This is a genomic window from Kribbella sp. NPDC050459, from assembly GCF_040655315.1.
Lineage (GTDB): Bacteria > Actinomycetota > Actinomycetes > Propionibacteriales > Kribbellaceae > Kribbella.
Genome location: NZ_JBFAJQ010000010.1, coordinates 49,404 through 61,120, shown reverse-complemented (window position 1 = coordinate 61,120; position 11,717 = coordinate 49,404). Strand labels below are relative to the sequence as shown.

General features: G+C 70.6%; 12 protein-coding genes. 6 read left to right on the top strand and 6 right to left on the bottom strand.

The genetic code is table 11. The annotated features are described in order from the left end of the window. Window positions 1-51 precede the first annotated feature (51 nt). Entirely contained in the window at window positions 52-678 is a 627-nt protein-coding gene (locus tag AB0I12_RS28345; protein ID WP_359935158.1) for a TetR/AcrR family transcriptional regulator, read from the bottom strand. 88 nt (window positions 679-766) lie between these two features. Between AB0I12_RS28345 and AB0I12_RS28340 the strand changes: the two genes are divergently transcribed. Beyond that, window positions 767-1,249, top strand: a complete 483-nt coding sequence (locus AB0I12_RS28340; protein WP_359935157.1) for an SCP2 sterol-binding domain-containing protein — start codon at window positions 767-769, stop codon at window positions 1,247-1,249. A gap of 165 nt (window positions 1,250-1,414) precedes the next feature. Here AB0I12_RS28340 and AB0I12_RS28335 read toward each other — a convergent pair whose 3' ends face one another. Then, window positions 1,415-2,767, bottom strand: a complete 1,353-nt coding sequence (locus AB0I12_RS28335) for a hypothetical protein (protein WP_359935155.1) — start codon at window positions 2,765-2,767, stop codon at window positions 1,415-1,417. Window positions 2,768-2,857: 90 nt separating this feature from the next. Here AB0I12_RS28335 and AB0I12_RS28330 point away from each other — a divergent pair, with 90 nt between their 5' ends. Beyond that, window positions 2,858-4,444, top strand: coding sequence for an acyl-CoA carboxylase subunit beta (locus AB0I12_RS28330; protein ID WP_359935153.1), 1,587 nt, complete (start codon window positions 2,858-2,860; stop codon window positions 4,442-4,444). Beyond that, window positions 4,441-4,635 carry an acyl-CoA carboxylase subunit epsilon gene (locus tag AB0I12_RS28325; protein ID WP_355696492.1) on the top strand — a complete coding sequence of 65 codons (195 nt, stop codon included), beginning with the start codon at window positions 4,441-4,443 and terminating at the stop codon, window positions 4,633-4,635. The genes AB0I12_RS28330 and AB0I12_RS28325 overlap by 4 nt, the downstream gene beginning before the upstream one ends. A 143-nt stretch (window positions 4,636-4,778) precedes the next feature. On the opposite strand, the gene AB0I12_RS28320 is transcribed toward AB0I12_RS28325, so the two are convergent. Further along, window positions 4,779-5,969: a Maf family nucleotide pyrophosphatase gene (locus AB0I12_RS28320; RefSeq protein WP_359935151.1), complete on the bottom strand. Its 1,191-nt coding sequence runs from the start codon at window positions 5,967-5,969 to the stop codon at window positions 4,779-4,781. Then, entirely contained in the window at window positions 5,966-7,657 is a 1,692-nt protein-coding gene (locus AB0I12_RS28315; RefSeq protein WP_359935149.1) for a DUF885 domain-containing protein, read from the bottom strand. The genes AB0I12_RS28320 and AB0I12_RS28315 overlap by 4 nt, the downstream gene beginning before the upstream one ends. 99 nt (window positions 7,658-7,756) lie before the next feature. Between AB0I12_RS28315 and AB0I12_RS28310 the strand changes: the two genes are divergently transcribed. Continuing rightward, entirely contained in the window at window positions 7,757-9,061 is a 1,305-nt protein-coding gene (locus AB0I12_RS28310) for a neutral zinc metallopeptidase (protein WP_359935147.1), read from the top strand. Here AB0I12_RS28310 and AB0I12_RS28305 read toward each other — a convergent pair. Together AB0I12_RS28305 and AB0I12_RS28300 are read right to left on the bottom strand one after the other, a co-directional pair. After that, window positions 9,054-9,380 carry an MmcQ/YjbR family DNA-binding protein gene (locus AB0I12_RS28305; protein WP_359935145.1) on the bottom strand — a complete coding sequence of 109 codons (327 nt, stop codon included), beginning with the start codon at window positions 9,378-9,380 and terminating at the stop codon, window positions 9,054-9,056. The two genes, AB0I12_RS28310 and AB0I12_RS28305, sit on opposite strands and share 8 nt — an antisense overlap. A gap of 2 nt (window positions 9,381-9,382) precedes the next feature. Next, window positions 9,383-10,795 (bottom strand): DHA2 family efflux MFS transporter permease subunit, encoded by a 1,413-nt coding sequence (locus tag AB0I12_RS28300; RefSeq protein WP_359935143.1) that lies wholly within the window; start codon window positions 10,793-10,795, stop codon window positions 9,383-9,385. Window positions 10,796-10,886: 91 nt separating this feature from the next. On the opposite strand from AB0I12_RS28300, the gene AB0I12_RS28295 reads away from it, so the two are divergent. Together AB0I12_RS28295 and AB0I12_RS28290 are read left to right on the top strand one after the other, a co-directional pair. Further along, window positions 10,887-11,438, top strand: a complete 552-nt coding sequence (locus AB0I12_RS28295) for a TetR/AcrR family transcriptional regulator (RefSeq protein ID WP_359935141.1) — start codon at window positions 10,887-10,889, stop codon at window positions 11,436-11,438. A 77-nt stretch (window positions 11,439-11,515) separates the two neighbouring features. Then, complete coding sequence (locus tag AB0I12_RS28290; RefSeq protein WP_359935139.1) at window positions 11,516-11,704, top strand: hypothetical protein; 189 nt, start codon at window positions 11,516-11,518, stop codon at window positions 11,702-11,704. Window positions 11,705-11,717: the final 13 nt, after the last annotated feature.

Below are 11,717 nucleotides of genomic sequence, written 5' to 3'. Positions count from 1 at the left end.
ATCGTGACCGGTTGTTCAGCTACTTCACAGTATGTACGCCGGGCAGGTCCGTCAGACGGTGCCGAATCCGCCGCCGACGACCTGGGAGACGGTCCGGGCCAGCTCGGCCGGGCTGCGGGTGGTCCCGTCGATGACGAGCATCCGCGCGCACGCCTCGGTCATCGAGGCGAGCAGCTCGGCCAGGACCGGGAGGTTCGCCTCCGGGTCCGTGACGACGGGCAACGATTGCAGCAGGGTGAGTCGCAGGCTCTCGACCAGGAACGCCCGGGCGGCGCGGACCCGCTCCGAGACGACCGGCGCGGCGCCGTACTGCGCACCGAACACGATCCGCCAGGACTGCGGATTCTTCTGCACCGCGGTCAGGAAGGCGGTCAGTCCCTCCAGCACGTGCTCCTCGGGGGTGCCGACGGTCGGGTCGGCCGGGAGCGCGGACACGATCGAGATGACCAGATGCTGCTCCTCGCGGGCCAGCAGGGCGAGCAGCAGCTCGTCGCGGTTCGCGAACGAGTCGTAGACGACCGGTTTCGTGACGCCGGCCGCGTCCGCCACCGACTGCATCGTCGTGCCGGCGTACCCCTTGGCGTTGAAGACCTCGAGCGCGGCGTCCAGAATCATCGGCCGGCGGCGCTCAGGGCCGAGATGCCGCGCGCGCCGGCGTTTCTCAGCATCCGCGACCACTTGACAAACCTACCTCATCGTAGGAAATTCCTACGGTCTGGTAGGAACACTCGCCGGGTGTTCCTTCGAACTGCCGCGGGGGTGGTCGATGACCGAGCGAGGCAGTGCCGGCTGGCTCGAGTCCGCGGGCATCACCGCCCTGGACGCGAGCGAGCTCGCCCGGCTGGTCGACCGGACGTCGGAGCGGGAGCTTCGGCATCGACTCATCGGGGGAGTACGAGAGATCGCGTTGCGCGAGATCTTTCGCCGGATGCCGGAGTACCTCCGACCCGCCCGGGCCGCCGGGTTCGACGCTGTGATCAGCTGGCAGATCACCGGCGCGGGCGGGGCCGGTCGTCCGGACGCGGTCGACGAGTACTGGACCCGCGTCCACGACGGCCGGTGCAAGCTGGTGCCCCGGGGGTCCACTCCCCCGGACATCTCGATCCGCACCGACCCCACCACGCTGCTGCGGATCGTCACCGGCAACGAGGACCCGGTCGTGGCCGTTCTCAAACAGCGCCTCACCGTCCGCGGCGACCTGGCTCAGGCCGCCCGCCTGCCCAAACTCTTCAGCGCGGGCCCCGCCTAGGTCCTGTCTGGTTATCCAGCGCCGTAGCGAGGAGGTGCTCGGTGCGGTGCATCGGCGTGCGGGGGCGAAGGTCTCGATGCGGAGCATCGTGGCCTTTGCACCCGTGCGGCGAGGTGCCGTGCCGAGTGCCCCGCAGTAGGCGATGGATAACCAGACAGGGCCTAGTCACCGGGTCAGGCCGTCGGATCCTCCGGTCCGCGGGCGGGTGGCGCCTTCGTCCGGGCGCCGCGCTTCGCCGGAGTGGATGCGGCGCAGCGGCGGGATCGCCGGATCGGCCGCGAACGCCGCCGGGCCGGCCTGCTCGCGGTTCAGGGCCGCGCCGTTGGGGTTGGGCGGCTGCTGCTCGAAGGTGCGGACAGCTGTCAGAGTCCGGTCGCCGAGGGTGGCGCCGTACAGCTCTGCCTGGCGGCTCACGTTCGCGCCGTCGGCCTGCCAGTTGGTGACCAGCGCCGGGAGTTCGTCGAAGCCCTCGGTCAGCATGGTGGCGGTCGCAGCGGCGGCCGCCGGACGGCTCGCGGGTGGGATGGACGAGGCCGTCACCATCGTCTGCGCCGCGGCGGTCGTCGCGGCAGCGGGTGACGTCACCTGGGCGGCGGTGAGATCGGTCTGGATCCCGGCGTGGTGCTCCACCCTGGACACGAGGTGCTCGGCAACGATCCCGCGGACGTCCTCGAGGCGCGGTTCGGCCGAGCGCTGCCAGTAGTCGATGTCCGCCAGGAACCCGTTCAGCTTGCCCAGCTCCTCGGTGGCCATCTTGCTGGCGTCGTCGATCGTCCCCGCGCCGCCGGTGACGTCCTCGCGCCGGTTCTCCAGCTCCTCGGTGAACTCCCGCTGCTTGGCCTCCCGGATGTCCCGGGTGGCGAAGCCGGCTTCGATGCTCCGGGCAAGGTGCCGGCGGATCCCCGGCTGCTGCTCAGCCGGCAGCCGGTGGTAGTCGAGCCGGTCGTCCAGCAGCATCCCCGCGGCCGCGTACGCCGCCCCGCCGTGGCCCTCGGCAACGAGTTTCCGCAGGACGTCCTCCTCGCGGGTCGCGGTCCGGGCGCCGATCGCGATCGCCATCGCCCGGGCCGCCGCAACGTCACCTTCGAGCTGCGGCGGCGCGAACCGTCCGAGGTCGTCCGGCCGCCCGTCCGTGAACAGGTCCGCGACCAGCCGCGGTGTCGCGTTGGCGGCGTACGCGCGGGTGACGGCCCCGGCCAGCCGGTCTCTTGCCCCGGCGTCGACGGGCGGCGGCAGTGCCGGGTCCGGCTCGAGGGAGTCCGCACACAGCGCGACCAGTTCGGTCAGCCCGGCGCGGGCGTCCTCGCGCCGGTCGTACCAGCGGCCGTCCTGGCGGTTCGAGACCACCCGGAGCGTCGTCGCCAGCCGTCCCGGCAGATCCAGGTTGTCGGCGAGCGGCTGGAGCATCTCCACGTGCCCATCGCTCAGCTCGGGCGGCCGGCCCGAAGCGACACCGTCGACGGTGTCCCTCTCGACGAGCCGGGTCACCTGCTGGACGAGTCTGTCGACGGCAGCCACGCCGGAAACCTATCCCCGGAGCGGTTCAGTCAGGGGTCTGCGAGCGAGGTCACAAGCGGTACGGCGTACTGGCGCGTAGGCTGCCCATTCATGGGAGAGACCGTGAACATCCACACCACCGCCGGGAAGATCGCGGACCTCGAGCACCGGCTCGACGAGGCCGTGCACGCCGGGTCGGAGCGCGCGGTGGAGAAGCAGCACGCGCGCGGCAAGAAGACCGCCCGCGAGCGGATCGAGCTGCTGCTGGACGAGGGCTCCTTCTCCGAGCTGGATGAGTTCGCCCGGCACCGGTCGACGAGCTTCGGCCTGGACGGGAACCGCCCGTACGGCGACGGCGTGGTGACCGGGTTCGGCACCATCGACGGCCGTCAGGTGTGCGTGTTCGCGCAGGACTTCACCGTCTTCGGCGGCAGTCTCGGCGAGGTCTTCGGCGAGAAGATCGTCAAGGTGATGGACCTGGCGATGAAGATCGGCTGCCCGCTGATCGGCATCAACGACTCCGGCGGCGCCCGGATCCAGGAGGGCGTGGTCTCGCTCGGCCTGTACGGCGAGATCTTCCGCCGCAACGTCCGCGCGTCCGGCGTGATCCCGCAGATCTCCCTCATCATGGGCCCGTGCGCGGGCGGCGCGGTCTACTCCCCCGCGGTCACCGACTTCACGGTCATGGTCGACGAGTCGTCATACATGTTCATCACCGGCCCGGACGTGATCAAGACCGTCACCGGCGAGGACGTCACCCAGGAGGAGCTCGGCGGCGCCCGGACGCACAACACCAAGTCCGGCAACGCGCACTACCTCGGCTCCGACGAGGAGGACGCGATCGAGTGGGTGAAGGCGCTCGTCGGTCACCTGCCGCAGAACAACCTCGAGGACCCGCCGGTGTACGACGCGCTGTATGACACTGGGGACCTGGAGCCGACCGAGACCGACCTGGCGCTCGACACCCTGGTCCCGGACTCGCCGAACCAGCCGTACGACATGCACACCGCGATCGAGGCGGTCGTCGACGACGGCGACTTCCTCGAGGTGCAGACGCTGTTCGCGCCGAACATGATCGTCGGCTTCGGCCGGGTCGAGGGCCGTCCGGTCGGCGTGGTCGCGAACCAGCCGATGCAGTTCGCCGGCACCCTCGACATCGACGCCTCCGAGAAGGCGGCCCGGTTCGTCCGCACCTGCGACGCGTTCAACCTGCCGATCCTCACTTTCGTCGACGTGCCCGGCTTCCTGCCCGGCACCGACCAGGAGTGGAACGGCATCATCCGCCGCGGCGCCAAGCTGATCTACGCCTACGCCGAGGCGACCGTCCCGATGATCACCGTGATCACCCGCAAGGCCTACGGCGGCGCGTACGACGTGATGGGCTCGAAGCACCTCGGCGCGGACATGAACATCGCCTGGCCGACCGCACAGATCGCGGTGATGGGCGCCCAGGGCGCGGTGAACATCCTCTACCGCCGCGAACTGTCCGGCTCCGAGGACCCCGACAGCCGCCGGCAGCAACTGATCACCGAGTACGAGGATCACCTCGCGAACCCGTACATCGCCGCCGAACGCGGCTACATCGACGCGGTGATCAAACCCAGCGAAACCCGCGCCGAAATCGTCCGCGCCCTCCGCCTCCTCCGCACCAAACGAGACACCCTGCCCCCCAAGAAGCATGGGAACATTCCATTGTGATCCAGATCGTCAAGGGCGACCCGACGCCCGAGGAACTCGCGGCGCTGATCACGGTGATCGCCGCCCGCGCCGCCGCACCGGCCGCCGAGCCGGAGACCGACCGAGCTAGCAACTGGTCGACGTACTGGCGCAACGCCCGCACCCCCTTCCACCCGGGCCCGGGCCAGTGGCGCGCGTCGGCGCACCCGTGACCCGGACGCCCGTCACTCACCAAGTCGCGGCGAGACGCCCTTAGCAGCACCCGCTGAGCGTGTGGCGCGCCCAGCGCCGCCAGTTAGTGAGTGCTGGGCGTCCGCCCCCGCGTGAGCACTCGTCCACGGGCGAACCCCAGGGGTCAGGTACGACGGAAGCGGACGACTGGATACATCGGCGCGTCTCCCGTGTTGCGGGTCGGGCCAACGAAACTTGTCGCGCCGTCCAGGACGAGGCCGTAGCGCGCTGCGGTGGCGGCCAAGTGAGTGAGGGCGTCCTGGGAGCGGGTGTCGTCGGGGGTGCGGCTGTCGGCGTAGCGGCTGGCGTCGGACTTTTCGGTGGTGGTGACGAAGACGCCGTCGGTGCGGAGGACGCGGGCGACCTCGGCGATCACGGGCTCGCTGTCGTCGAGCAGGTGCAGGAGCCAGACCGCGACGACCGCGTCACAGCGCCGGTCGGCCACCGGGAGGCGGGCCGCGTCCGCCGCGGCGACGTGCCCGGGGAGCCGGACCCGCGCGCGGCGCAGCATCGCGGTGGACAGGTCGACGCCGTGCACCAAGTTGCCGAGAGCAACCAACTCCGCCCCGACGATGCCGGTCCCGACCGCGAGCTCGAGCACCCGTCCGCCCTTCGGCAGCAGGGAGTCGACCGCGCGGGCGGCGGCCTCCGCGCGGACGAGACCACCGCGGGTTTCGTCGTACGACGATGCCACGGTCTCGTCGTAGCTGTACGGCTGCTGCGTCTTCCACAGCTCCGGCCAGGACATCCCGACCTCGATCAGCATCCGGCGCAGCAACGGCAGCGAGAGGCCGACGACGTTGTGGTAGTCGCCCTCGATCGCGGTCACGAACGGGCCGCCGAGGCCGTCGACCGTGAAGGCTCCGGCGACGACGAGCGGCTCGCCGGTGGCGACGTACGCGTCGATCTCCTCGTCGGTCAGGTCCGCGAACTCGACCTTCGTGGACGACAGCTCCCGCAGCTCCTGCTTGCCGGCGGTGTCGATCAGGCAGTGCCCGGTGTGCAGTACGCCGCTGCGTCCGCGCATCATCCGCCAGCGCTCGCGGGCGATGTCCGGCGTCTCGGGCTTGCCGTACGGCTCCCCGTCGAACTCGAGAACCGAGTCGCAGCCGAGCACGGTCGCGTGGTCCGTCAGGTTCGCGACGACCGCGCGGGCCTTCAGCGTCGCGAGCAGGCGGGCGAGCTCGCCGGGGTTCTCCGCGGTGATGTCGTCCTCGTCGACGCCGGAGACGATCACCTCCGGCTCGATCCCCGCGGCCCGCAGTGTCTTCAGCCTGGCCGGTGACGCCGACGCCAGGACGAACCGGGGGTTCACAGCTTCGCCATCGCGCGTCGCAGCGGGTCCAGGCCGATCGATCCCAGGTTCAGCGCGCCGGAGTGGAACGCCCGCAGGTCGAACGCGGAACCCTTGCGCTGCTTGGCTTCCTCGCGCGCCTGCAGCCAGATCCGTTCGCCGACCTTGTACGCCGGCGCCTGGCCCGGCCACCCGAGGTACCGGTTCAGCTCGGCCTGCAGGAACTCGGTCTCCATCCGGCAGTGCGCCCGCAGGAACTCGAACCCGAGATCGGCGGTCCACCGCTCGCCCGGCCGCCAGCCGAACGGGTTGTCCCGCGGCACCTCCAGCTCCAGGTGCATGCCGATGTCGACGATCACCCGCGCGGCGCGGAACCCCTGCGCGTCCAGCATGCCGAACCGCGCGCCGGGGTCCTCGAGGTAGCCGAGCTCCTCCATCAGGCGCTCGGCGTACAGCGCCCAGCCCTCGCCGTGACCCGAGACCCAGCAGGCCAGCCGCTGCCAGCGGTTCAGCAGGTCGGTGCGCAGCATCGTCTGCGCGACCTGGAGGTGATGCCCGGGCACGCCCTCGTGGTAGACCGTGGTGACCTCACGCCAGGTGGCGAACGTGTCCAGGCCGTTCGGGACCGCCCACCACATCCGGCCCGGCCGCGTGGTCAGGTCCTCGCTCGGCTGCGTGTAGTAGATCGAGCCGTCCGAGGTCGGCGCGATCATGCACTCCAGCCGGCGGATCTCGTCGGCGATGTCGAAGTGGGTGCCGGCCAGCTCGGCGACGGCGGTGTCGGACAGCTCCTGCATCCAGCCCCGGAAGGCTTCCTTGCCGTGGATCGTCCGCGCCGGGTCTGCGTCCAGCAGGGCCGCGGTCGCCTCGATGGTCCGATCGCCGCCGTTCAGCCCGGCCGCGATGTCCTGCATCGCCGACTCGATCCGGGCCAGCTCCGCCCAGCCCCACGCGTACGTCTCCTCGAGGTCGACCGCGGCGCCGAGGAAGCTCCGCGACGCCAGCTCGTACACCTCCCGGCCGCATGCGTCGCACTGCGGCGCGCGCGGCGCGAGGTCGCTGGTCAGCCAGGCGCCGAACTGGTCGAAGGCCTTCCGCGCCGCGGCGGCCGCGGCTTCCACGGTCGGCTTGATCGCGTCGTCCGGCGCCTGCGCGGCCAGGCTGCCGAAGAAGTCGTCGCCGTCGGCACCGGTCCAGCTGGCGATCCGGTCGGCCAGCCCGGTCACCTGGCGGACGGCCGAGACCCGCCCCTGGTCGGCCTGCTCGAGCAGCGTGTCGCGATACCCGTCGAGCGCCGTACCGATCTGGTTGAGCCGGATCGCGACGATCTCCCAGTCCTGCGGGGTCGCGGTCGGCATCAGGTCGAACACCTGCCGCAAGCCCACCGGCACCGAGGCGATCGAGTTCAGCTGGTGCTGCGGTACGCCGGCCTGGTAGCGCTCGAACTCCAGCCCGAGCCGCTCCACGAAGGCGTCCTTCGCGACCTCCTCGCGCGGACTTCCCGGCTCGATCGACGCGGCCTCGGCGAGCGACCCGCGGGTCAGCTCGATGCGTGCAGCGAACCCTGCAGGTGTGAAGTCCGGCAGCTCGTGGTCGTGGCCGGTGATGCCCAGCTCGGTGGCCAGCAGCGGGTCGAGCGCGATCTCCTGCTCGAGGTGCCGCTCGGCGAGTTGGTCGATCGGGCTGTTCGGCGTACTGACATCGGTCACACGCCGACCCTACCCGCCGAGGGTCGGCGGGGCTGACCTGTTTGTTGCCGATACTGTGGCGGTCGCTGAATGCCAGCACGAGGGACGAGAGGAACGGCGTTGAGCCAGCCACCCTACGGGCCGCCCGGCCAGAACCCGCCGTACCAGCAGGGCCCGCCCCCGGGGCAGTACGGCCCGCCGCCGCAGGGTCCTCCGCCCGGTCAGTACGGTCCGCCGCCGCAGGGTCAGTACGGCGGTCCGCCCCCTGGTCAGTACGGCGCTCCGCCGCAGTACAGCTCGCGGCCGCCACAGCAGCAGGGGCCTGGGTTCGGCTGGGGTCCGAGCTTCGGCCCGGGCGGTCCTGGTGGTCCCGGCGGCCCTGGTGGTCAGGGTGGTCCTGGCATGGGGTGGCAGCCGCAGCAGCCGCGGAAGAAGTCGAAGGCGCCGCTGATCGCGATCCTGACGATCGTCGGGATCGCCGTCGTCGGCGGCGCGATCATCGGTCTGGTGCGGAAGGCAACCACCGACGTCACCACGCCGCCGGTGACCCCGTCGCGGTACACGCCGGAGCCGACCACGACCGGGTCGCCGACCGAGGAGCCCACCGGGTCGCCGACCGAAGAGCCGACGACCACCGAGCCCACCACGACCGAGCCGACCACGACGGAGACCTCGAGCACGCCGAACAAGCCGTCGGACGCGGTCGTGGTCGGCAAGAACGCGCTCTACAAGGTCGGCCAGATGCGGACGGTCAACTGCAAGGAGCCGAAGGCCCGGCCGACGAACGCGAGCGGCGCGGCCGCCTACTGGGCCGCGATCAAGCCGTGTCTGGACAGGTCCTGGGCGCCGTTGGTCGCGAAGGCCGGCTACAAGTTCACCGCGCCGCGGATGACGTACTGGTCCGGGACGTCGATGTCGACCCCGTGCGGTGACGGCCCGGTGGCCGTGCCGTTCTACTGCTCGGGCAACCACATGATGTACATGAAGGTGGACGTCTTCGTGAAGGCGTACACCCAGTACCCGGGTGATCCGATCGGTCAGGCGTACGCGCGGATGTGGTACAGCCGGTCGATCGCCCACGAGTACGGCCACAGCGTGCAGTTCATGACCGGCATCCTGCAGGCGTCCAGCAACCTGCGCTACGAGCAGCCGGACTACGAGGGCCGGACCCGGATGACGCGCCGGATGGAGCTGCAGGCGAACTGCTTCGCCGGCGTCTTCCTGGCCGCGAACAAGCGCAGCTACCCGATCAACGGGAACCTGCTGTATGTCTGGAAGAAGTACGTCGTCACCGCGGGCGACAAGCCCGAAGAGGGCGACCACGGAAGTGTGGCCAGTCAGGCGCGGTTCATGGGCAAGTCGTTCAACACGGCGAACCCGGCCAGCTGCAACACCTTCTCGGCCTCACCGGCCAACGTCAGCTGATCAGGTCCTGCGGCGCGACCTGCCGCCAGGAGTCGACGAGGATGTCGTGCAGTTCGTCGGCGTCCTCCAGCGCCTCGAGGCGGGCTCGAACCCAGTTCGAGCCCGCCTCGTGTTTCGGCACCCAGAACTTCTCCGGCTCCGCGGCGATCAACTCGTCCCGCTCCAGCCGCGGACACCGCACCGCGAACGACGTCTGGTCGTCGGGCACCGTCACGAACATCCGCCCCGCCACGTCGAACGTCGGATGCCCCCACCGCTGCTTCTCCACGGTCCCGGGGAAGGACAGCGCAATCCGTCGTACGTCATCAGCGTCCAGCACGCTCACACTCTAGAGCGCTCACGCCCGGGCAGCAGGAGCGCGACGAGGGTGCCGGCGGCGACGATGGCGGCCCCGGTCCAGACCGCGGGGACCAGGCCGGCGGCGTACTGGGTCGGGGACTCGTAGGAGCCGGAGGACGCGAAGACGGAGGCGAGTACGGCGACGCCCATCGCGACGCCGACCTCGCGGATCGTGTTGTTGGTGCCGGAGGCGACGCCGCGGTCGGCGTCGGAGGCGCCGGCCATCACCACGCTCGCGGACGGGGCGAAGGTCAGGCCCATGCCGATCCCGGCGAGGACGAACGGTGCGACCATGTCGCCGTACTGCGTGGTCGCCGTGGTGATCAGCGCGATCCACCCGAGCCCGACGGCCAGCAGCGCCTGCCCCGCGACGATCAGCGTGCGCGGACCGACGCGGTCGACGATCAGGCCGGCGATCGGCGCGACGACGAGCGGCGCCGCGGTCCACGGCAGCGTCCGGACGCCGGACTGGAACGGCGTGTACCCCTGCACCACCTGGAAGAACTGCGCCAGCAGGAACACCGCACCGAACACCCCGACCGCGAACGTGAACGCCACCACGTTCACCACACTGAACGAGCGGACCGAGAACAGCCGCAGCGGCAGCATCGGCGCCGGCGTACGGCGCTCCCAGCCAAGGAACGCGGCCAGCAGCACACCGCCCGCGACCAACGAGCCCAGCACGCCCGCGGAGGTCCACCCGTCGTCGGCCCCGTGCACGACACCCCAGACGACGGACAGCACACCGGAGGTCGCCAGCACGAGTCCGACCAGGTCGAGCGGCTTCGCCGCACCCCGGGACTCGGTCAGCACCCGCGCGGCCAGTACGACGGCGATCGCGCCGATCGGAACGTTCAGCCAGAAGATCCACTGCCAGTTCAGACCGTCGACGACGGCCCCGCCGACCACCGGGCCGACAGCGATCCCGAGGCCGGAGATGCCGCCCCAGATGCCGATCGCGGCGCTGCGCAGCTTCTCCGGTACGGCGCCCGCGAGCAACGTCAGCGACAGCGGCATCACGGCCGCGGCGCCGATGCCCTGGATCGCGCGGGCCCCGATCAGCATCCACGGCTCGCTGGCCAGCGCACACGCGGCCGAGGCGAGCGTGAACAGCGCGATCCCGGCCAGGAACACGCGCCGACGGCCGAGCCGGTCACCGATCGCGGCCGCGGTCAGCAGCAGCGCGGCGAACGCGAGCGTGTAGGCGTTCACGAACCACTGCAGGTCCGACAGCGACGCGCCCAGCTCGGACTTGATCACCGGCAGCGCGTTCGTCACCACCAGGTTGTCCAGCGTGACCATGAACGTCGGGATCCCCACCGCGGCGAGCACCACACCGAGCCCACGGCGCCGCGATACCGCCGCCACTTCCCTCTCGAGAGCGGTCGAGGTCATCTCGTACTCCTAGTTGTAATTGACTGATAACAAGCTTGATCACGAGAGTATGCATCCACTGATAACATGTCAAGGAACGGAAGGAGCAGGTATGACGACGAAGGTCCGGCTGACCGCCAAGGAGCGCGGCGACGAGGTGCTGCGGGCCGCGGTGCAGGCGTTCGCCGCGTCCGGGTACGAGGGCACCAAGACCGACGAGATCGCGCGGCTGGCCGGGGTCTCGCAGCCGTACGTGATCCGGCTGTTCGGGACCAAGCAGCAACTGTTCCTCGCCGCGCTGCACAGCGTCTGCGGGCGGATCGAGGAGATCTTCCGCGAGGCCGCGGCCGAGACGCCGGAGCTGAGCGCGCTGGGCCACAACTACAAGCGGCTGCTGTCCGAGCGCGAACTCCTGCTCGTCCTCCTGCACGGCTTCTCGGCCAGCGGCGACCCGGCCATCGGCGACTGCGTCCGCGACCGCTTCGGCCGCATCTACACCCTGGTCCGCGACCTCACCGGCGCGTCACCCCAGGAGGCCCGCGAGTTCCTGTCCGCGGGCATGCTGATGACCGTCATGGCCGCAATGCAGGTCCTCGGCCCCAACGCCATCCCGATGCCCTGGGCCGAGGAGATCACCAACACCTTCGGCCAGGACGCTCCCTAGTCGCGGCCGTCGCTGCGCCGACCTGTCGGACATAGGTGGGATATTCTCGGAGCAGTAGTCGACATAGGAGGTGCGCCGTGACTGCTGACAACGCTGAACACTCCGGCCGATCGCGCGCGGCCGCGTCCGTCGACGAACTCTTCCGCGAGACTGCTCCGGTGCGGTCCGCCGAGGATCTCGCCGCAGACGGCGTGTTCGATGACGACGGAGAGCTGCGCGAGTTCCTCGCCGACCTGAGCACGATGCGCCGGGCCGACGTCGCGTGACTCTACGCAGGAT

What these genes read in the sequence shown, in the direction of transcription:
- AB0I12_RS28340 (WP_359935157.1), top strand. Translation starts at nt 767, where the DNA reads ATGACCGAGCGAGGCAGTGCCGGCTGGCTCGAGTCCGCGGGCATCACC.
- AB0I12_RS28330 (WP_359935153.1), top strand. Translation starts at nt 2,858, where the DNA reads ATGGGAGAGACCGTGAACATCCACACCACCGCCGGGAAGATCGCGGAC.
- AB0I12_RS28300 (WP_359935143.1), bottom strand. Translation starts at nt 10,795, where the DNA reads ATGACCTCGACCGCTCTCGAGAGGGAAGTGGCGGCGGTATCGCGGCGC.
- AB0I12_RS28295 (WP_359935141.1), top strand. Translation starts at nt 10,887, where the DNA reads ATGACGACGAAGGTCCGGCTGACCGCCAAGGAGCGCGGCGACGAGGTG.